Here is a 19787-nt window from a genome sequence, read left to right on the forward strand (position 1 = left end):
CTTCCTGTCAGCAGACTTTAGCGCAGAAGAGACGGGGACCGGGCCGGGTTTATGGCGCCACGCTGGAACCAAAACGAGGCAAATGCTCACTCGGTAATTGGTATTTATCTATTTCTGGAGCCTGCTATGCACAGAAGATTAGATGGTCTGCCTCACGCAAAACATGACGGTATCGAGCATGCTCGCGCCGATAATGCATCTTCCAGCCCAGCCACCGCGCCTGTCCCGCCGCTGCCCTCTTATCAATCGTTGAACCCCGCTTCAATGCTGTTCGATATCCGCCTCAAAGGCGGGCGGCTGGAGCCTGATACGACCCTCGCGGGACGTGATATCGCCCGCCATCTCAATGCGCCAGACAAGCATTATGTCGCCGACGGCGCCTCGGTTGCCGGCACTTTGCGTTTCAGGGATGAGCGAGATTACCTGTTTCATATTCAGCCCACCCCCGCTGTTGCGGCGGTCTTCAGAAGCAGCCTGCCCGAAACCGATGGCGGCGCAGGTTGCGTATCGCCATTGAGCCCCGGTCGCGGGCACTTGGGAAGCGTCAGCGGTGTACAGACGAGCGCCGACGGCAAGCAATTTCGGCTGGACCAAGGACGCCTGTATCGCTTCGAACCCCTTGCCCTGTCCTGGCTACCCGACGCCGATAACCGGACCTACAGCCGTATCGGGCTGACCCGTGAGGGGCAACTGTTGAAGACCCCACGGGAGGCGCTGGACAGCAGCGCGCAGGGGCGGACTTCGGCGGTGTTGAGCCAGGCTCAGGGCGTATCGGTGGTGCAGGTTCAAGGTGCCGAAAGGGCGGTTGTACGTCCGCTCGATGAACGCGGCGCGCCTGTGCAACTCAGCCGAATCGGCTTGTCTGGCAGTACGCTGTACGGCGCCACGGCTGACGGTGAACTGCTGCGCGCGGACCTGCGGCTGGCGCGGGACGGCACGTTGCCGATGGTTGCGCAATCGCTCGTACCGCTGGAGCAGACGCTGAAGGGCGCGGTGCGCGTCGAGGGGTTCTTCCATGATGACGCCGGGCAGCTCAATGCCCAGGTCCGTGATGCCCGGCAGCAACTGCACAGCGTGCCATTGGAGAGGGCTGGCGGGCTGCGCCCGGCGTGGAACCTCAGCGACGTGCTGGTCAAGGGCATCGAGAAAGGCTTGCCGTTGCCCAGTCAGCAGGCACTGACCACCGCCGTCGATCTCGGGCTGCGCGGCAAGTTGGCGTTTGATTCAGGCACATTGCTGAGCTGGGATGCGGCAGCGCAACGTTGGGATAAATGCGCACAAGAGGGCGTGGCCCATCTGGAGCGGGGCCTGGATGGACGCGCCTACGTGCTGCAAGCAGGGCAACTCAAAGCGGTGACTGTCACAAAGGTGCGTGACCCGGTGTTCGAGGGCGCCAGTCATGAATTGAGCGCACTGCCCAAGCCTCGTCCCCAGGTGTCACTGGAGGAAGTGCTTGCGGGCGATATTCAACGTCCGGTCACAGGCTTCGCGGTAGCCGACGGCCGCAACTTTGTAACCGTCGATAAAGACCATCAGCTCCATGTCTGTGTGGACGGGGCGGTCGGCCCGTTACGGCCTTCACCGCCGCTCGCCATCAAGACACTGGCGCTGGATCATGAAGCGAATCTTTATGCACACACTCAGGCGGGTGAATTATTCAAGCTCGATCGCCACGCCTGGCAAGGCAGCGAGGCGGCGCCACGCTGGACCCAGGTTGAACTGCCCCGGGGACAATCTCTGGAGTCCCTGCGCATGGGCGCTGACAAACACTTGATCGGCGGTTGGAACAGGCAATTCCATCGATTGGATAATGCGGCCCCAGGCGCAATGGCGTGGGGACCGGTGCGACCGGCGGTGCAGCAGGCTTCATTGGCCGATACATTAGCGGCCTCCCAGATGCGCGCGTCTGTGTCAGGAGGCGCACTGACGGCCAGCAGCAATGTGTTTGGGCAAACACGCGAAGGGATACCCACCCAGCGCAAGTTCTTCCAGGGGATCAAGGCGCACTTCCATCCTTTGCAAGCCCTGGGTGAGAAAGGCCAGTCCATTGGGCATCACATCAAGGGTCGCCGGGGATTGGAGAGCGTATACGCTGACGACAAACGCCTGCACCAACAGCTCGAGTCGCTCTCCAGGAGCAAGCCTGTGGGCGCTGGCCTGAGTACTCGTCTAGCGGCCCTGAGCGAACCTGGGCCGCGGCAGGCACTGGCCGAGCAGCTCAGTCAGGCGCTGACCAAAGTCGAACAAAGCAGCCAGTCGAGCGCCCGCTTGTTAGGTGACCTGCATGGGCTGTCATTGGACCCACAGCCCAGGCTCAGCCGAGCGGTGATGAGCGCCGACTCGACGCTGCACCAGTTGTATGAAGCATTCAAGCGGGTTGACCCCTCATCCGAGAAGACCACGGCAGCGCTGCTGGCCAACTTCGAAGGACAGGGCCTGAGGTTGCCCGAGTGGAAACCGGAGCGTAAACGTGACCTCGGCCACCCTTCGGCGATCATCGAGGGCGACCTGATCCACCATGCCGGCACGCTCAAGCAACTGGCGGAGCTGGTTGAGGCGCTGGGCAGCATGTCCGGCCATAGCCCAAGCGCCTTGAAAAGAATCGAGGCGTCGCTCAAGGCAGTGATGAAAGGCTTTGAAGAGAGCCCTGTGCACACGCTGTCCAGCCAGAAGATTGTCAGTTACGACCAGGCGGAATCCCTGTATGACAACTTCAAACTGTTGGCCAAGGACCTGGGTACTCCAGGGTCCGCCTTGCATTGGCACCTTTCGGGGCTGCTGGGATTGCCCGCCGATGCGTCCATAAAGGACGCGATGACGCAGCAAGTGCGGCAAATGGAAAGTGGTCAGACCCTCAGCCCGAGCCGAACCCAAGGCAAAAGTCTAGGTGTGATAACGACGGGCATAAAACCGGTGGCGCCTTTGGAGTTTTTTCTGGAGGCCTCGAAATCCCATACCCATGGTGTGAGTATCAGCCGTACCGACCAGGGCGCTCGCGTTGAGATCAGCACCGACGACACGCGACGCCTGACCGGCTCCGTGGGTTTTGGTGTGACGTTGGGCCAAAGCGGGGGGGCCGTTGGACCTGGTCTGAGGGTGGCGGGTGAGTTGTTGGCGAGCGTTGAGAAAAACAGCGAGTCGAGTATCGGTTTTGACGTGAAGGAGGCTGACTTCGGCAAGATGATGTCGATCCTGATGGGGCAATCCGGGGGATTCCAGGACTTACTGGCGCTGGGCAAGGAACACGCGTCTGGAGAAGGTTCTAGAGTCAGTGCCGACGTGAGTCTGGACGGGCTCGCCCAGCTGCGGCTGATGTACAACCCGCAGGAACGTATCGCCGAGTTTGATTCGGTGATACGCGCCGGCCTCGGCGGGGTAGGCCATATCAACCTGATGCACGCGGATGCGCACCAGTCCACCGTGCGTTCAGCGACGGACACCAGCCGTCACGAGGGACGCAACGTGCAATGGCTGGGGCAGGCTGAAGCTGGGGCCAACTTCGCACCGGTCAACGCGCTGGCGCTGGGCAGAGGTGAAGCGGGCGGGCCGACGGCTGTCGCCTTTGCCTTGCCGGAAGTATCGGCCAGGGTGAAATTCGACCGTGGGCAATCCCGAGCCGTCGATTTCTCCTTCAAGCCTGCGCAACCGGTAACGCAGGCTCAGATCGAGGATATCCACAAGCGTCTGTCGAAGTACTCACCGCAGTTCAGGCAGGACCTGGCCGTCATGGCACCGTCGGCTGACCCGCAGGAGCAGTTGGCAATGTTGCAGCGTTTCATGGCGGCGCATCCTCCTTCAGCGACAAAGCTGGATGACTACCACGCCATCGGCCAGTCGCTGGAAAAATGCATGACCCAGCACACCCTGATGAAAACCGGTTTGCGTCAGCTGGCGTCGGTCGAATCCAGCGTGACAAGGGTGGGGCTGCAGGACAACGGGCGATTTGCCTGGCTGGACGATGTCGCGCCGGGCAACAAGGCCGCCATCGTGCAGTGGCTCGGGGAGGACCCGCAGTTCGCGCGGATCATCCAACAGCTGCAGCAGGGTGAAGGCACCTCTGTGACGCTCGGCATGGAACTCAAACCGCAGGTTCTGCGCACGATCGAGCGCCGTCACCTGGCGGGCGAAAGCACCGAGCCGTTGATCAAGCGAGCGCTGAAAGATCCCAACAACCTGCGTGTGAAAAGCATGAGCATGAACTACACCGCGACCCAGACCCATGGCATGTCATTGCCGGCCCTGACCAACATCAGCTTCTCCAGCAGCGCGTCGCTGAGCCACACGCAAAAGCACGTCAACGTCGACTTCGAATACGGAGCCAATGCGGACAAACCGTTGCGCATGAACCTGAACGATACGTTGAGCCCCCTGCCGCGCCACGACCTGACCATTGACTTGGCGGACCAGCGTATAAGAACGCCGAATGTGGTTGCCTGAAGGCTGCCAGGATGAAAGCGGCTTGACGTAAGGCAAGCCGCCTCGTTCACAGATAAATCACACCTTGCATGTACAGCACGGCTTTACCGGAGATGATGACCCGATCACCCTGCAGCTCGCAGCGCAATTGACCTTTGCGCGTGCCGCCTTGCTCGGCGGTCAATTGCGATTTGCCCAGGCGCTCGGCCCAGAACGGTGCCAGCGACGTATGCGCGGAGCCTGTGACCGGGTCTTCATTGACCCCTACATTGGGGCCGAACCAGCGCGAAACAAAGTCAAAGCGCGTGCTCCTGGCAGTGACGGCAATCCCGCGTTTGGGCAAGCCCTTGAGCCGTGCGAAATCCGGCGCGAGTGCGGCCACTTGTGCTTCATCTTCCACCAGCACGATGTAGTCATCGGTGCCGAACACCTCGGCGTTGTCTATCCCCAATGCACTTAACATTCCGCTTGGCGGCTCGCAGCGTTCGGGTTGCCTGGCCGGAAAGTCCATGGCCAGTTCGTCGCCATTGCGCGTCACCCGAAGCTCGCCGCTGCGCGTGGCGAAACGCAAGACGGGTGGCGCATCTGCCAACTTGTGAATCAGCACCCACGCCGCAGCCAGGGTGGCGTGGCCACACAGGTCCACTTCAACTTCCGGGGTTAACCAGCGCAGTTCATAAACGTCGCCACGGGGCACGAAGAACGCGGTTTCCGACAGATTGTTCTCGGCGGCGATGTGTTGCAGTTGCTCGTCCGTCAGCCACTCGGTGAGCGGGCACACCGCCGCCGGGTTGCCGCCGAAGGCATGCTGGCTGAAGGCGTCGACTTGGTAGATGTCCAGTTGCATCGGGAGCGCTCCGTGGTGGGGGAGGCTGGACACTAACAGCGGGTGCGCAGAGCGTCAAAATACAGATAGGGAGTATTTTTGAGCGCATCAATACATCGGCGAGGCTTTCCTGCGGGCATAAAAAAACGGCCTACCTTTCGGTAAGCCGTTTTTAGTACTTGGTGGCTACACAGGGACTTGAACCCCGGACCCCAGCATTATGAATGCTATGCTCTAACCAACTGAGCTATGTAGCCAAGTGGCGCGCATTATTCGCGCAGAACGGCAATGCGTCAAGGGGTTTGTTGAGATTTTTTCTACGCTTTCAACCGTTTAACCGAAAAGCGGCTAAATGGCGACGAGTGGTGGGATGAAAGGCGGGTGCGCTCTTCTGGCTGGGGTCTTTGGCTGGCGCGTACATAAAGCGTCGATCGTGTTGGGCAGATATCCTTTTCGCCCAACGGTTTTGCTGTAGCGGGACTTATGGCAGCAATGGGTTGTGAGTCACGCGTTTAAGCTGTTCGCGCGCCCGCGATAAGCGTGAGCGTACCGTGCCGATGGGGATGTCCAGCGCGTCGGCAGTGTCCTGGTAGCTGCCATCGGTCTCGAGCGAAGCGTATAGCGTTTTGCGCATTTCCACCGGCAGATGATCGATGGCACTCAGGGTTTTTTCCAGACGTCGGTTGACTTCAAACTCCCAATCCAGACTGTTGTGTTCATCCTGGCCATGCCACAAGGACTCATCGAACTCGCAATGCACGGGTTTGGCATACATGCGTCTGAAGTGGTTGCGGATCAGATTCTGGGCAATCCCGCACATCCAGGTGCTGAGCGTGGCCTGGCCGCTGAAGCGCTCTCTGTTGCGCCACGCTTCCAGGTAAGTCAGTTGCAGAAGGTCGTCCGCATCTTCGGGGTTGAGCACGCGTTTATGAATGAAGCGTCGCAGTTTCTTTTGCTGGTCGTCCGTCAGTTGAACCATGAACTGAGGCGAACTGCCGACGAGGTGAGCAAGATCACCAATAGGTATATTCATGTTGGTTTCCTCCGGGAAGGCTCTATCGAAATAGTTTCGATAGAGACCCCTTTTGCACTCGCTGTGCCAAACGGGGAAAACACATAACTTATTGATTTATATAAATATATATTCTTTCTTATACACCTGTTTGTGCCGTAACTTGCAAAAAGTTCGATGTGGATGTGCAAGTATTTTCATGTCCATCTGCTTGAAACGTTTTGATGGAACTGGACCGCAGCGGCTTGCCACATAGGGACACAAACCTCCCATTCTGGCCCGCCCATGAAAGTCGAATCCTTCAACGATGTGCAGCAGATCCAACCCCTGGACAAGCCCGGTATCAGCACTGTCGAAGCGCCAAGCCGTTCGCTGGCCCTGGATGACATCGCGCAGATTTTCGCCGAAGAAGTGACACTTAATGCGCAAGCCCTGGGCCTGCGATCCATTGGCGCGAAAGTTTCGCCTGTGGCGGAGTTCGTGCATCTGTATGAGCAACTGGGTCACCCTGGCCAAACCACGCTGGAAACCATTGTTCGCCGGCTTCGGTTCGAGTTGCTGCGCAAGCCCACGGTCGAAAAACTGGTCAGCCTTGCCGGCAGTGATCCCGCTCGTGCCTTCGTGGTGCTTGGGCTTATCGCCAGCGAAGCGAAGACCAACGGATTGAGGATCGAAGAGGACTTGGCACGCGGCGCGCTCAGAGAGCTCAAGCGTGATTTCGGCGGCCCGATCCAGGCAGGTCTGAATATCGCCCTGGCGTTGAAACAAGCCAGCGCCGACCCGCAGGAGCGTCAGGACGTGCGTGCGCTCTATTACGCCTCTGTGGTCGTGCGCCAATCCTTGGCGTTGATGCTGCAAACGCTGTTGAAAATGTACGGCCCGACGGAGTTTTCCAGGGGCGTCGGCCTGATGACTCAGGCGCTGAACGGTGATATCGCAGCCCACACGCAGTCTGTGCCCACGGAAAAATTGCGCCTCCTGCTCAAAGGGCTGGGCGAGTGTCGCGAGTTGCGCTCGGTGCTGGGCAACTGCGAGGCGTTGATCCAGCGCCTTAACGTTGAACAGAATGCGGTGGATCTGTTGCAGCGTTTTCTGGGCTACGCCAGTACCGGCATCGATTCGGCCGAGGTGCAAAGGCTGGCCAGTGAATTTGGCGGCACGCTGCTTGGTGCCCGGCTGCGTTCGCTCAACGAATTGTCCAGGGAGATAAAGGCCCTGCCCCTGGCCTGGTGGCTTGATGCTCAATCCCAGGCCAGCGCCGTGAAAGCCTTCAAGGACGTGATGCTTGAGTGGGCACGCGAAGAACGCGGCCACCTGAAATTCCCCGGCGAGACGAGGACGTACGGGTGACACTGCTGTCATCGATCAATGGCGTGCTGCTCAAGGTGGCGCGGCGTGCCGAAGTGCTCGGCGCGGTGGTGGTCATGGCCATCGTGTTTATCTTCATCGTGCCGCTGCCCACCTGGCTGGTGGACATCCTGATCGCATTGAACATCTGTATTTCCTGCCTGTTGATCGTACTGGCGCTCTACCTGCCGGGACCGTTGGCGTTCTCGTCGTTCCCATCGATCCTGCTGCTGACCACCATGTTTCGCCTGGCGTTATCGATTGCCACCACGCGCTTGATCCTGCTGGAGCAGGACGCGGGTGACATTGTGGAAGCGTTCGGTAATTTCGTGGTGGGCGGCAATCTGGCGGTGGGCCTGGTGATCTTCATGATCCTGACCATCGTCAACTTTCTGGTGATCACCAAGGGGTCGGAGCGGGTGGCTGAAGTGGCCGCCCGCTTCAGCCTGGATGCGATGCCGGGCAAGCAAATGTCGATCGACAGTGACCTGCGCGCCGGGCTGATCGACGGTGCACAGGCGCGGGACAAACGTGAGCAGCTATCGCGCGAAAGCCAGTTGTTCGGCGCCATGGACGGCGCCATGAAGTTCGTCAAGGGCGACGCCATTGCCGGTTTGATTATCGTGGTCATCAACCTGCTCGGGGGCTTCTCGACCGGGATGTTCCAGCACGGCATGAGCGCAGGCGAGTCGATGGCGCTGTATTCGGTGCTGACCATCGGTGACGGTCTGATCGCGCAGATTCCCGCGCTGCTGATCTCCCTGACGGCCGGCATGATCATCACCCGCGTGGCGCCGGACGGGCGCAAGGGCGTCAGCAACATGGGCGCCGAAATTGCCCGGCAAATGACCAGCGAGCCCAAGAGCTGGATGATCGCGTCGGTGGGCATGCTGGCCTTTGCCACGCTCCCCGGCATGCCCACCGTGGTGTTCATTCTGATTTCGATGATGACCGGTGCCCTGGGTTACTACCTCATGCGCCAGCGTCAGCGCGAGGACGCCCCTGCGGCGGCGGACGAGAAAGCGGTGCGTCCGGAAGAGAACGGCAGTGAAGACTTGCGTGGCTTCGACCCGTCACGGCCGTATCTGCTGCAATTCAACAGTCAGATGTTCGGGGCCCCGGAGGTCATCGACATCGTGCAAAAAATTCGTCAGGCCCGAAATGCGCTGGTTGCCAATATCGGCTTGACGCTGCCACCGTTCGAAGCCGAGTTCAGTGACTCACTGGCTGTCGATGAGATGCGCTTTTGCGTGCATGAAGTCCCGGTCGTGACGGCCACTTTCAGTGACCGTGTCGCGGTCGAGTACGCCGCCCTCGCGCAGCCCCCGGACCGGGGCGAGAGAGGGCTGCCTGAACGGGACGAAGCCGATTGGCTGTGGCTCAGCCCTGATGATCCGTTGCTCGACGATCCGCAGGTCGAGCGTTTCAGTGCCCACAGCCTGGTCATCGAACGCATGAAGCGGGCGATGTTGCTCAGCGGGCCACGGTTTCTTGGCATTCAGGAAAGCAAGTCGATCCTCAGCTGGCTTGAACACAACCAGCCGGAACTGGTGCAGGAGCTGCAACGCATCATGCCGCTTTCACGTTTTTCTTCAGTGCTGCAGCGCCTGGCGGCCGAGGGCGTGCCATTGCGTGCCGTACGGTTGATCGTCGAATCGCTGATCGAGTACGGCCAGCATGAGCGCGAGCCGGATGCCCTGGCCGATTACGCCCGTATCGCGCTCAAGTCGCAGATATTTCACCAGTACAGCGAGGCCGATGGCCTGCACGCGTGGCTGCTCTCGCCGCACACCGAGAACATCCTGCGCGAAGCCTTGCGCCAAACCCAGAGCGGCGTGTTTTTCGCCCTCGATAACGACAGCAGTGCTGCGCTGGTCGGCCTGCTCAACCAGGCGTTTGCACTACGGCCGAAAACCAAGAGCGTGCTGCTGGTGGCTCAGGACCTGCGCAGTCCCTTGCGCGCTCTGTTGTTGGATGAGTTCAACCATGTGCCGGTGATGTCATTCGCCGAGCTGGGGAGCAATTCCAAGGTGAAGGTCCTGGGCCGATTCGACCTGGGTCAGGACGAGCTGCTACGCGGGGCTGTGGCATGAACCCTTTATTGATATGCCAGCCGAGGGTGGCCCCATGATGTTCGAGCTGCGAGTGCTGGATGGCTTGCATCAGGGCGCCGCGCTGCCGCTATTTGGCGAGCAGTGGAGCCTGGGCGCCAACCCGGACGCTGATCTGTTGTTGAGCGATCCCGAGGTCGTCGAGCATCACGCTCGCTTGCGCTTGGCCGATGATCGTTGGTCGGTGCAGGCCGAGGCTGGACTTCTTAAGGACAGCGATGGCCACGTGTTGGCGCAGATCGGCGAGCTGGCGCTGAACACGGTCTTCTTGATTGGCTCCGTTCGCTTGTGTGTCAGCCTTGCCGATCAGCCCTGGCCACCGGCTCCCGTGGCTGTACCGCCGCCTTCTGAGCCTGGGGGGCAGGCTCCGCTGACGTTGAAACTGTCATCCATTCCATCGTCCCAACAAAAGCGTTTGCTCAGCCTGGCACTCGCGTTTGCCGTGCTCATGGCGGCGGTCGGCATTATTTTCAGTGGAGAGCGCAATGCTCAGGCATCGCTGATGCCGGCGGTGATTCAAAAACCTGAGCTGGCCTCGCCGTTCGAGGTGCGCCAACAATTGCTGAAGATGCTCAAGGAGCGAGAGCTGGCCCGGCGGGTCAGCTTGCAGGTGATCAATGGCCAGATTTCCCTCAGTGGTGATGTTTCGCAGGAGGACGTTGATGTGGTTGCACGCATGCTGGATCGGTTTGGCAAAGAGTTCGATACCGCTGTGCCGGTGATCAGTCGCGTGCGGGTGCGCGACGGCGTACTGCCGTTCAAGATCGTACAGATCATCGGCGGACCGAACGGTCACGTGGTTCTGGAGGAAGGCACCCGACTGTTCGTGGGCGATGAAGTCAATGGCCTGCGCGTGGTGCTGATCGACAACAGCAAAGTGGTCTTCGACGGTGCACAACGGTATGAGGTGCGCTGGTGACCGGCACACTGCAAGAGCGCCTCGAGGCGTGGCAACAAAGTCAATTGACGGCGTTTAATGGCTTTGCGCCCGTCACGGTGCGCGGTCGCATACAGCGCGTGAACGGCATGCTGATGCAATGCCGGCTGCCCCAGGCACGTATCGGCGATCTATGCCAGGTTGAAAAACAACCTGGCGATTACATGCTTGCCGAAATCATTGGTTTCGATCAGCAGGACGCGGTGCTCAGCGCCCTGGGCAATCTGGAAGGCGTGAGCGTAGGTGCCGGCGTGGAGCGCCTGGGTGTGCCGCACAGGGTACGTGTGGGTCATGACCTGCTGGGTCAGGTGCTGGACGGTTTCGGCCGGCCGATTGCCGGCGACGGGCCCAGCGCGTTTGCCGAGGCGGATACGCCTGATGCGACTCCGGTGCTGTGCGAGGCGCCGTTGCCCACGGAACGGCCGCGTATCAACCGTGCATTGGCCACAGGTGTGCGTTCGATCGATGGCCTGATGACGCTGGGGGAAGGCCAGCGTGTCGGGCTGTTCGCGGGGGCAGGTTGTGGCAAGACGACTTTGTTGGCCGAGATCGCCCGTAATGTGGATTGCGATGTGATCGTGTTTGGCTTGATCGGTGAACGGGGCCGTGAACTACGCGAGTTCCTTGACCATGAACTGGATGATCAATTGCGTGCCAAGGCGGTGCTGGTGTGCTCCACCTCCGACCGTTCCAGTATGGAGCGTGCCCGCGCGGCTTTTACCGCGACGGCACTGGCTGAGGGGTTTCGGCGCAAGGGGCAGCGAGTGCTGCTGCTGATCGACTCCCTGACACGGTTTGCGCGAGCCCAGCGTGAGATCGGCCTGGCCGCGGGCGAGCCTTTGGGGCGAGGAGGTTTGCCGCCTTCGGTGTACAGCCTGCTGCCGCGCCTGGTGGAGCGGGCCGGGTTGACGCGTAAGGGGGTGATCACGGCCATCTACACGGTGCTCATCGAGCAGGACTCGATGAATGATCCGGTGGCCGATGAAGTCCGCTCGCTGCTGGATGGCCATATCGTGCTGTCACGCAAATTGGCCGAGCGTGGTCACTATCCGGCGGTTGACGTACTTGCCAGCCTGTCGCGGATTCTCACCAACGTCGCCGAGCCCGCGCATATCAAGGCGGGCACCGCGTTGCGGCGTCTGTTGTCGGCCTACCAGCAGATCGAGCTGATGCTCAAACTGGGCGAATACCAGGCGGGCAATGACGCCCTGACCGACATGGCGGTGGACAGCCGTCAGGCAGTCGACAGTTTCCTGCGCCAGGACCTGCGCGAACCTTCGCCTCTCACCACGACCATGGATCAACTGACGGAGCTGACCGCCTATGTCCCATTCTGAAAGGCTGCCGGGTGACATCGAAACGCTGCGCCGTTTGCGCCGATACCGAGCAGACCGTGCCGAGCGTGCGCTGCGCGAAGCCAAACGATCACAGCAGGCGCTGGTTGCGCACATTGAGCAAGCGCAAGACACGCTTGAGAAAACCCGCGAAGAGGAGGCCCGGCAATCTGCACAACTGTTAAGTGAGCATCAGGGGCAGGTTGTGAGCTTTCAGGCGCTGAAGTCCTGGGGTCGCAAGGAACAAAGCCTGTCTGCCGGCACCCGGCGTGAAGAAGGGCAGTTGCAGCAACTGCAAGGCCAGCGAGAGCAGCGTGAAGTGGAAGTGGGTCTCGCACAGAAGCACGTCACCCTGTGCCTGCGCCAAGTGGAAAAACTGCAGGAACTGGCCAATTTACTCACGCAGGAAGCGATATGACTCCGATCCCGGCCAACACGCCTGAACGCCAGCGTCGACGCGACTCCCGTGAGGAACGGGTTCACGAAGTGGACGCCTTGGTGCCCTGGGAACAACGACAACTCTTCACGCAATTGTTCGGTGGTGACGATGAGGGCTCGGGACGTAGCGCCTCACAGGCCGAAATGAAGGGGTCGAGTGACCTCGTCATGGTCCAGGCGTTGACGGAGCAATTGCTGCCGCGGCTGCAAAGCGTTTCAACATTGCCGCTGTCGGTGGCCATGTACTTGCCTCGCCTTGGGCGGATCAACGCCAGTATTCGTCGAAAAAAGGCTGGATGGGATATCGAGCTGGAGGCGCAGCAGCTAACAACGGCAAGTTGGCTCCATGACGTACGCCAGCAGTGTGAGCGCAGGCTCGCCGAAAGCCTGGCGTTACCGGTGGAGCTGTACGTGGCAAATTCGGCGCCGGCATGATGTTGCCCTCTCTGGCCTTGCGCACGGTGAGGGCTGATGCAGTGGCTGCCCGGCGACGATTGGGACGCGGGCTGCGTATGCCGTTCCAGGTTGCTGAGCAGCGTGGCGAATTGCGCCTCGAGCCTGGCACCGAGCCGGCTGGCGCTCAGTCTTTATGCTTCGAAACCACCTGTGGGGTATTGGCGTTCAGTGAGCCGGGGCCGCAATTGAGCTTGATGGGCGAATGCCCGGTGACATTGGCCCAGACCGGCAACGATCCGGATTCCTGGTTCTGGGCCTTACTTCAGCACTATCTGAGCCCGCAGATACGTGACCTGTTTGGTTATATGCGGCTGCTGGATACCGGTCGCCCCGAGGGCTTCGGCTGCCGGCTCAGCGTGTCCCTGGGCGCTTCGCGGGCCATGGGCTACGTGTGGTTGAGCGCTGAGAGCTTCCTCGCGTTGTGCGAAGCTGCCCCATGGCGTTCCATCGCCGCACCGCTGCCGGGGCGGCTTCAACTGGCGATTGCCGTAACCCTGGGGCGCGTGGGCCTGACCATCGCTCAGGTACGCAGCCTGCGCAACGGTGATGTGCTGGTCCCTGAACTCGCCCTGTTCCAGGCGCAGGGCAGCGGGTATATCCAGGTTGGCAGGCATAGGTTGCGGGGCTGTATTGACGATGAAAACGGCACCATGCGCCTGACCCTTTCTTCTATCGAGGACACGTCTGTGGACGAGAATTTTGCACCGCACCCTTACTCCGAGGATGCGCAGGATGAACCCGTTGTGGATATCTTTGGTCACGAGCCATTCGATGAGTTGAGCATGGGGCTGAATGTTCGCTGCGGCACGCTGAATCTCACGCTGGGCGAGTTGCGCAACCTGGGCCCTGGCTCCGTGTTGGGCATTACCGGTTACGCGCCTGGCCTGGCGGGCCTGTATTACGGCGACCGGCCGATTGGACAGGGCCAGTTGGTGGAGGTGGACGGTCGCCTGGGGTTGCAGTTGTCCCGCGTGCTTTTCGGCCGATGATACTTCAGGGGCTGGACCCCCTCGTCCTTGCGCTGTTTCTCGCCACGCTGACGCTGATGCCCATGCTGTTGATCATCTGCACATCGTTTTTGAAGATCGTGATTGTGTTGATGATCACCCGTAATGCCATCGGCGTGCAGCAGGTGCCACCCAGTATGGCGATTAACGGCATCGCGTTGGCCGCGTCGCTATTTATCATGGCACCGGTGGGCTACCAGATCGCTGAGAGTCTGAAGACTTCTCCATTGGACACGAGCAATGTGCAGACCGTGCTGCAGACAGGCGCAGAGGCCATCAAGCCGTTGCGTGCATTCATGCTGCGCAATCTCGACCCCGACGTACTCACCCATCTGCTGGAGAACACGCAACGCCTCTGGCCCGCGCAAATGGCTCAGGAGGTCCGGCGTGAAGACCTGATCCTGCTGATTCCCGCCTATGTCTTGTCGCAACTGCAGGCGGGCTTCGAGATTGGTTTTCTGATCTACATCCCCTTCGTCGTGATCGACCTGATCGTCTCCAATCTCTTATTGGCGCTGGGGATGCAGATGGTTTCGCCCATGACCATTTCCCTGCCGCTCAAATTGCTGCTGTTTGTAATGGTGTCCGGCTGGTCGCGGCTGCTCGACAGCCTGTTCCTTTCTTATCTCTGAGCCGACCATGGAACCGATCGTATTATTCAAGCAGGGCATGCTGCTGGTGGTGGTATTGACGGCGCCGCCGCTGATCGTGGCTGTGGTGGTCGGGGTGCTGACCTCGCTGGTGCAGGCGCTGATGCAGGTACAGGACCAGACGTTGCCGTTTGGTATCAAGCTGGTAGCGGTGGGCGTCACGCTGATCATGACCGGGCGCTGGATTGGCGTGGAATTGATTCAACTGATCAATCTGACGTTCGACATGATCGGCCGCTCGGCCCTCCACTGAGGTTGCGTCTGTGCTGCTGTACCTTGAGTACCTGCCGAGTCTTATCATCGCCATGGCGCGCATTTATCCCTGTGCTTTTCTGGTAGCGGCCTTCAGCTTTCAACATATACGAGGCATGCCCCGGCACACGATTGTGATGGTGATGGCATTGATCCCCGCGCCAGGCATCCATGCCGCGTTGGAGGGCCTGGATTACTCGGCGCTCATGTTCGCAGGCCTGGCGCTCAAGGAGTTGGCCCTTGGGATATTGCTGGGCGTGTTGCTATCGATGCCGTTCTGGATGTTTGAGTCGGTGGGAGCGCTGCTGGATAACCAGCGAGGCGCATTGGCCGGAGGCCAGCTCAACCCATCCCTGGGCCCGGACGCGACGCCTGTCGGGCACATGCTCAAGCAGCTGGCGATTTTTCTGTTGATGGTCACGCTGGGGCTGGGTGCATTGACCCAGGTGATCTGGGACAGTTATCTGATCTGGCCGCCGACGGTGTGGTTTCCGCTGCCGGGGCCCAACGGTTTCAGCGTGTTTATCGCCCTGCTCGGGGATACGTTCACGCATATGATGCTCTATGCCGCGCCCTTCATCGCCGTGCTGCTGTTGCTTGAGTTCGGCATCGCGCTACTGGGGGTCTACAGTCAGCAATTGCAGGTGAGTACGCTGGCTCCGCCGCTCAAGAGCCTGGCGGGTATTGGCATTCTTTTGCTGTATTTTGCGTTGCTGCAGGACTTGATGGTGGGGCGTATGAACTTGCTGGGTGATCTCAAACATTCCCTCGGACTGTTGTTCAAGGTAGCGATGCCATGAGTGACTCGGGGGAGAAAAAACACCCCGCCTCGGCCAAAAAACTGCGTGATCAGCGTAAGAAAGGCCAGGTCTCCCAAAGCCAGGATGTGAGCAAGTTGCTGGTGCTGACTGCCATCAGCGAAATCGCGCTGTATACCGCGCAGCGCAGCTTGCAACGGTTCGAGCAAATGATGGTGTTGCCGATTTCACGCATCAATCAGCCTTTTGTGCGCGCGCTGGAAGAGGTGCTGTTCGACGGGCTGGTGGTTTTCCTGTCGTTCGCGCTGTTGGCGGTCGGGGTAGCGATTGCCACGAAGCTGATCAGCAGCTGGCTGCAAATCGGGTTTCTATTCGCCCCTGAAGCGCTCAAGCTCGACTTCAATCGGGTCAACCCCATGAGCCAGCTCAAGCAAATGTTCTCCGCCCAGTCGGTGATGAACCTGTTGATGAGCGTGGCCAAAGCATTTCTCCTGGGGCTGATCGTGTATCTGGTGGTCTGGCCCTCTCTGGACGCTCTGATCAATCTGGCCAACAGCGACCTGCAAAGTTACCTCCTGGCACTGATTGCGCTGTTCCGCCATCTGCTCCACGCCTGTCTCGGATTGCTGCTGGTGTTGGCACTGACCGACCTGACAATGCAGAAGTACTTTTTCGCCAAGCGCATGCGCATGACCCAGGTCGAAGTCACCAAAGAGTACAAAGACATGGAGGGCGACCCTCACGTCAAGGGCCAGCGCCGCTCGCTGGCCTATCAGTTGGCCCAGGAAGAGCCGAAGGTCAAGTTGCCCAAGCTGGAAGAGTCGGACATGTTGGTGGTCAACCCGACCCACTTTGCCGTCGCCTTGTATTACCGTCGCGGCAAGACGCCGTTGCCGCAGTTGGTGGCCAAGGGCACGGACGCGCAGGCGCGTAAACTCATCGACCGTGCCAAGGCCGCTGAGGTGCCGGTCATCCAATGCGTATGGCTGGCCCGCACGATTTACGAGAAAAAACTTGGCGCGCCGATTCCGCGTGAGACGTTGCAGGCCGTAGCATTGATCTACCGTACCTTGCGTGAGCTTGACGATGAGGCCAAGCGTGAAACCCTCACGTTGCCGGAGCTTGAGCAGCGTTGATCAAAGGGTAGCCGAGAGATCCAGCGCGTTTAAGTTGGCCAGGGCCATCATTCGGCTGATGATGTTGTCCAGCGCCTGGCGCTGGGTGGGCAGTGCGTGCCAGATAACCAGCGCGCTCTGTTTGTCCAGATAAATGTAATAGCCGTCAAACGCCAGCGCCTGTTCAAAGCGACGCTCCAATGCCCGTTCCAACTGGCCCGATTGCAGGGCCATGTTCGCGATGTGTAGCGCCACACCCTTGCGCGCGCCGGCATCGCACGAACGCAATGTGATTCCCGCGCCCAGTTGCTGGTGAGTGGGGCGGCCGCTCACCAGGTCGTCGATAAGTATCTGGCGTTTCAGATAATCGTCTGCCGACCCCTTCACACTCATCGTTCCAGAGAGATCGTTTGATAATCTGAGCGTTCGCCGGCGGGCCCGGGTTCGACGCGCATCTGGGGTGGCCACCAGACGACCATCTTGTCCTTGGTCGATTGCGGGCGTGAGCAGGAGTCGCCTTTGCAAGTAGGTGTGCAACCAGTGACAAGCAATACGATGCCCAGCAAAGTGGCGTACAGCAGTGTGTGGTTCATGGTGAGATCGTCCGCGTTGGGGTGAGTAGGGAAGGGCGTGGCTCGCTCAGATGTTCATCCTTGATGACCGGACGCATGGCGATAAACACTTCAGCTTCTTCGCCAGGCTTGAGCCAGGCGCGTGGCCAGACGGTGACCGCCAGCGTCTGCGAATTGCTGCATTCCTTTTCGTCGATGCGAACATTGCGCTTGAACTGATTGCGCAGCACCACCACCGCCACGTTGTATTGCGGGCCCGCGTACCACTGGCTGCGTTCCGTATTCAACGCCAGCAAGTCGCGGGTGCTGCACAACGTATTCAGCCCCAGGGGCATTGGCTCGGCCTTGAACGCTTTGGGCACTTCGCCACTGACCAGATGCGCCAGGGTGCTGGTGATGTCGCTGCGGTTGATCACCGGCTGATGGGGTGCGTAGCGGCGGGCCAAGGGTTTGAGCGCGGCCTGCAACTCGACTTGATCTTCCTGAGGCAAATAGCGCGAAGGGTCAGACTGATCGCCGAGCACACGCGGGGTCAGAATGAACAGCCGCTCACGCCGGTTGTTCTGTCGTTCGGTCGAGGAGAACAGCGCCTTGCCCAGCAACGGTATATTCCCCAGCACAGGGACTTTGTTTTGTTTGTCGGTGCTTTCAGTGACGTGGAACCCACCCACGACCAGCGAGCGCTTCTCTGCCATTACCGCCTGGGTACTGACCTTGCCTCGGCGCACATCCGGGCCGATACGCTCGGGGTTGGACTCGTCGAAGTTACCGTCTTCAATGTCTATCGCCAGGTGGATCTGGTGGCTGCCTCGACTGGTAATCACCCGAGGAACCACTTGAAAACTGGTACCCACGGTGATGGGCAGGATCGTCGCGTTTTCAGTGCCGGCAGTCAGGTATTGAGTGCGGTTGAAGTCGATGATTGCCGGTTGGTTTTCCAGGGTCAGTACCGAGGGGTTGGATACCATGGTGGCCAGCCCGCGGGATTCCAGCGCACGGATATCGGCATAAAAGCGATCACGGCTTCCGATCCTCAATTGCGATGCGGTACCGGGGGCCATGTTGACGCCGCCTCGGAAGCGACTGTTCTGAAAACCCCATTTGATACCGAATTCGTTTAGTTGCGTGCGCTCGATGTCGAGGATGATTGCGTCGATCTCCACCAGCTTGCGCGCCACATCCAGTTGGCTGATCAACTCGCGATACATCGCTTGTCGTTCCGGCAAGTCATAAATCAGGATGGCATTATTACGCACGTCAGCTTCAACGCGGATCCGGCTGCTGCTGACGGGCGCTCGAGGCGTAATCGACGTGCCTGCATCCGGGGGCGCAGGAGCGCTGAGCATTTGCCCCAGCAGCGGGTTATTCAGGCGTGGGAAGCTGGGTGTGACGGGTGCGGGTTGGGACTGGGATGCGGAACGTTGAGCGAGGCCGGAAAGCGTCGAGGCGGAGCGCGGATCCAACAGCCCACGCAGCATGGCAGCGACGCCAGGAATGATGATTTTTTCGCTGCGGTACTCTATCTGGCGGTCTGCGGCATTGGCGAATTTCAGCGGGAACGTCAGCACGCTCTGTTTTTCATCCGCAGGGCGACGCTGGCTGCTGAATTGCTTGATCTGTTCGATGTAGCTTTTGGGACCGGAAACCAGAACGATGCCGTCTTCCGGCAACTCACCCCAGCCGAAACGACTGTCGAGCAGGCCGATATCCGTCAGCGCCTGCTTGAGGTCGGAAACAGTTTCGGACGAGACCTCCAGGCGTGCGGATTCCTGTTGGTCGAGCGTGCTGATGAACAGAGTGTTGTTGTACATGTACCACTGGAAGCGGTGTTCGACGCCAAGCCTGTCCAGCAGCGACTGCGGTGTATTCGCGCGGATCTTGCCATTGACGTCGCCTTCCAGCAGACCCTCAATCTGCAGTCGCGTGCCAAAGGTCTGGGCGAAGTCTTCGAGTACTTCGCGCAGCGGTTTGTGTTCGGCTTCATAGGCGTAGGCGGTGTTTTTCCATTCGGGGGGAGTGGCGGCAAGGGGATTGTGCACCGGGGCCAGTATGCAGGCCAAAAACAGGGCCAGGTATTGCCAGTTTGCGCGTCTGGATGAAGTTTCGGGCGGGTCAATGTGCAAGCGTCTGTGCTTGTAGATCTCGTGCATAGGACTTTCCTGATTAGTGCCGCAACGAACGGAGCGAGGTCGGTTTGAGCTGGTGGGCTTGCTTATTCAGGCGTGCGTAGACGGCGCGCCAGGTATCACGTTGATTGAGCAGCGATTCGACGCTACCGAGCACGCGATCCGCTTGAGGTGCACCCTGTAGACTCTGGGTAATCCAGAGATCGCCACTGCTGGATGCTCGCGCCAGTGCGCCCTGAAAGTGGGTCAGACTCGCAGCGCCGAGCCGCACCCAGCATTGCAGTTCGGTGTTGTGAGGTGAAGTTGAAGTAAGTTTGGCGCATACCAACACTCCACTACCTTGAAGGCTGACGACAATTTCATCTTGGCCTTCAATCAGGGTGATTTGTTCTTCGCCGCTCTTCAGCCAATGAATAATGAGGTCTTTCAA

General features: G+C 59.9%; 18 protein-coding genes and 1 tRNA gene. 12 read left to right on the forward strand and 7 right to left on the reverse strand.

Translation table 11 applies throughout. From position 1 onward, the window contains the following. Positions 1-126 precede the first annotated feature (126 nt). Positions 127-4437: an AvrE-family type 3 secretion system effector gene (locus tag BOP93_RS03450; RefSeq protein WP_104501559.1), complete on the forward strand. Its 4311-nt coding sequence runs from the start codon at positions 127-129 to the stop codon at positions 4435-4437. A 46-nt stretch (positions 4438-4483) separates the two neighbouring features. On the opposite strand, the gene BOP93_RS03455 is transcribed toward BOP93_RS03450, so the two are convergent. From BOP93_RS03455 to BOP93_RS03465, 3 genes are all read right to left on the reverse strand, one after another. Next, complete coding sequence (locus tag BOP93_RS03455; protein ID WP_104501560.1) at positions 4484-5263, reverse strand: PhzF family phenazine biosynthesis protein; 780 nt, start codon at positions 5261-5263, stop codon at positions 4484-4486. A 159-nt stretch (positions 5264-5422) separates the two neighbouring features. Next, positions 5423-5499 (reverse strand) — tRNA-Met (locus BOP93_RS03460). A 224-nt stretch (positions 5500-5723) separates the two neighbouring features. Then, positions 5724-6275, reverse strand: a complete 552-nt coding sequence (locus tag BOP93_RS03465; protein ID WP_104501561.1) for an RNA polymerase sigma factor — start codon at positions 6273-6275, stop codon at positions 5724-5726. Between the two features lie 264 nt (positions 6276-6539). On the opposite strand from BOP93_RS03465, the gene BOP93_RS03470 reads away from it, so the two are divergent. The 11 genes from BOP93_RS03470 to sctU are packed head-to-tail and all read left to right on the forward strand — an operon-like array spanning position 6540 to position 16680. Further along, the gene (locus BOP93_RS03470; protein WP_104501562.1) at positions 6540-7604 is read left to right on the forward strand and encodes an HrpJ domain-containing protein; all 1065 of its coding nucleotides are present in this window, start codon (positions 6540-6542) and stop codon (positions 7602-7604) included. Further along, positions 7601-9694, forward strand: a complete 2094-nt coding sequence (sctV, locus tag BOP93_RS03475) for a type III secretion system export apparatus subunit SctV (RefSeq protein WP_104501563.1) — start codon at positions 7601-7603, stop codon at positions 9692-9694. Before BOP93_RS03470 ends, sctV begins: the two co-directional genes overlap by 4 nt. A 37-nt stretch (positions 9695-9731) precedes the next feature. Continuing rightward, positions 9732-10631: an FHA domain-containing protein gene (locus BOP93_RS03480; protein ID WP_205885810.1), complete on the forward strand. Its 900-nt coding sequence runs from the start codon at positions 9732-9734 to the stop codon at positions 10629-10631. Continuing rightward, complete coding sequence (locus BOP93_RS03485) at positions 10628-11986, forward strand: FliI/YscN family ATPase (protein WP_104501564.1); 1359 nt, start codon at positions 10628-10630, stop codon at positions 11984-11986. The genes BOP93_RS03480 and BOP93_RS03485 overlap by 4 nt, the downstream gene beginning before the upstream one ends. Beyond that, on the forward strand, positions 11973-12401 hold the full coding sequence (gene sctO, locus BOP93_RS03490; RefSeq protein ID WP_104501565.1) for a type III secretion system stalk subunit SctO: 429 nt from the start codon (positions 11973-11975) through the stop codon (positions 12399-12401). Before BOP93_RS03485 ends, sctO begins: the two co-directional genes overlap by 14 nt. Continuing rightward, the gene (locus tag BOP93_RS03495; RefSeq protein ID WP_104501566.1) at positions 12398-12856 is read left to right on the forward strand and encodes a type III secretion system HrpP C-terminal domain-containing protein; all 459 of its coding nucleotides are present in this window, start codon (positions 12398-12400) and stop codon (positions 12854-12856) included. The genes sctO and BOP93_RS03495 overlap by 4 nt, the downstream gene beginning before the upstream one ends. Further along, positions 12853-13866 (forward strand): FliM/FliN family flagellar motor switch protein, encoded by a 1014-nt coding sequence (locus BOP93_RS03500; RefSeq protein ID WP_104501567.1) that lies wholly within the window; start codon positions 12853-12855, stop codon positions 13864-13866. Before BOP93_RS03495 ends, BOP93_RS03500 begins: the two co-directional genes overlap by 4 nt. Beyond that, positions 13863-14516, forward strand: coding sequence for a type III secretion system export apparatus subunit SctR (gene sctR / locus BOP93_RS03505; RefSeq protein WP_104501568.1), 654 nt, complete (start codon positions 13863-13865; stop codon positions 14514-14516). The genes BOP93_RS03500 and sctR overlap by 4 nt, the downstream gene beginning before the upstream one ends. A 7-nt stretch (positions 14517-14523) precedes the next feature. Beyond that, entirely contained in the window at positions 14524-14787 is a 264-nt protein-coding gene (gene sctS, locus BOP93_RS03510; RefSeq protein WP_104501569.1) for a type III secretion system export apparatus subunit SctS, read from the forward strand. A 10-nt stretch (positions 14788-14797) separates the two neighbouring features. Further along, positions 14798-15586 carry a type III secretion system export apparatus subunit SctT gene (gene sctT, locus BOP93_RS03515; RefSeq protein ID WP_104501570.1) on the forward strand — a complete coding sequence of 263 codons (789 nt, stop codon included), beginning with the start codon at positions 14798-14800 and terminating at the stop codon, positions 15584-15586. Then, positions 15583-16680 carry a type III secretion system export apparatus subunit SctU gene (gene sctU, locus BOP93_RS03520; RefSeq protein ID WP_104501571.1) on the forward strand — a complete coding sequence of 366 codons (1098 nt, stop codon included), beginning with the start codon at positions 15583-15585 and terminating at the stop codon, positions 16678-16680. The genes sctT and sctU overlap by 4 nt, the downstream gene beginning before the upstream one ends. Here the strand turns inward: sctU and BOP93_RS03525 are convergent, their stop codons facing one another. The 4 genes from BOP93_RS03525 to BOP93_RS03540 are packed head-to-tail and all read right to left on the reverse strand — an operon-like array spanning position 16681 to position 19787. After that, positions 16681-17052: a transcriptional regulator gene (locus BOP93_RS03525; RefSeq protein ID WP_104501572.1), complete on the reverse strand. Its 372-nt coding sequence runs from the start codon at positions 17050-17052 to the stop codon at positions 16681-16683. Then, complete coding sequence (gene hrpT / locus BOP93_RS27750; RefSeq protein WP_082632091.1) at positions 17049-17252, reverse strand: HrpT family type III secretion system protein; 204 nt, start codon at positions 17250-17252, stop codon at positions 17049-17051. The genes BOP93_RS03525 and hrpT overlap by 4 nt, the downstream gene beginning before the upstream one ends. Continuing rightward, positions 17249-19381 (reverse strand): type III secretion system outer membrane ring subunit SctC, encoded by a 2133-nt coding sequence (gene sctC, locus BOP93_RS03535; RefSeq protein ID WP_104501573.1) that lies wholly within the window; start codon positions 19379-19381, stop codon positions 17249-17251. The genes hrpT and sctC overlap by 4 nt, the downstream gene beginning before the upstream one ends. Positions 19382-19394: 13 nt before the next feature. Then, positions 19395-19787: a type III secretion protein gene (locus tag BOP93_RS03540; protein ID WP_065950594.1), complete on the reverse strand. Its 393-nt coding sequence runs from the start codon at positions 19785-19787 to the stop codon at positions 19395-19397.

Origin of the sequence: Pseudomonas orientalis, assembly GCF_002934065.1 — a bacterium.
In the GTDB taxonomy this organism is placed as follows: Bacteria; Pseudomonadota; Gammaproteobacteria; order Pseudomonadales; family Pseudomonadaceae; genus Aquipseudomonas; species Aquipseudomonas orientalis_A.

Bases quoted from the DNA above. Each gene is read 5' to 3' on its own strand.
- BOP93_RS03450 (WP_104501559.1), top strand. From the start codon at position 127: ATGCACAGAAGATTAGATGGTCTGCCTCACGCAAAACATGACGGTATC.
- BOP93_RS03455 (WP_104501560.1), bottom strand. From the start codon at position 5,263: ATGCAACTGGACATCTACCAAGTCGACGCCTTCAGCCAGCATGCCTTC.
- BOP93_RS03465 (WP_104501561.1), bottom strand. From the start codon at position 6,275: ATGAATATACCTATTGGTGATCTTGCTCACCTCGTCGGCAGTTCGCCT.
- BOP93_RS03470 (WP_104501562.1), top strand. From the start codon at position 6,540: ATGAAAGTCGAATCCTTCAACGATGTGCAGCAGATCCAACCCCTGGAC.
- BOP93_RS03480 (WP_205885810.1), top strand. From the start codon at position 9,732: ATGTTCGAGCTGCGAGTGCTGGATGGCTTGCATCAGGGCGCCGCGCTG.
- sctO (WP_104501565.1), top strand. From the start codon at position 11,973: ATGTCCCATTCTGAAAGGCTGCCGGGTGACATCGAAACGCTGCGCCGT.
- BOP93_RS03495 (WP_104501566.1), top strand. From the start codon at position 12,398: ATGACTCCGATCCCGGCCAACACGCCTGAACGCCAGCGTCGACGCGAC.
- BOP93_RS03500 (WP_104501567.1), top strand. From the start codon at position 12,853: ATGATGTTGCCCTCTCTGGCCTTGCGCACGGTGAGGGCTGATGCAGTG.
- sctR (WP_104501568.1), top strand. From the start codon at position 13,863: ATGATACTTCAGGGGCTGGACCCCCTCGTCCTTGCGCTGTTTCTCGCC.
- sctS (WP_104501569.1), top strand. From the start codon at position 14,524: ATGGAACCGATCGTATTATTCAAGCAGGGCATGCTGCTGGTGGTGGTA.
- sctU (WP_104501571.1), top strand. From the start codon at position 15,583: ATGAGTGACTCGGGGGAGAAAAAACACCCCGCCTCGGCCAAAAAACTG.
- BOP93_RS03525 (WP_104501572.1), bottom strand. From the start codon at position 17,052: ATGAGTGTGAAGGGGTCGGCAGACGATTATCTGAAACGCCAGATACTT.
- hrpT (WP_082632091.1), bottom strand. From the start codon at position 17,252: ATGAACCACACACTGCTGTACGCCACTTTGCTGGGCATCGTATTGCTT.
- sctC (WP_104501573.1), bottom strand. From the start codon at position 19,381: ATGCACGAGATCTACAAGCACAGACGCTTGCACATTGACCCGCCCGAA.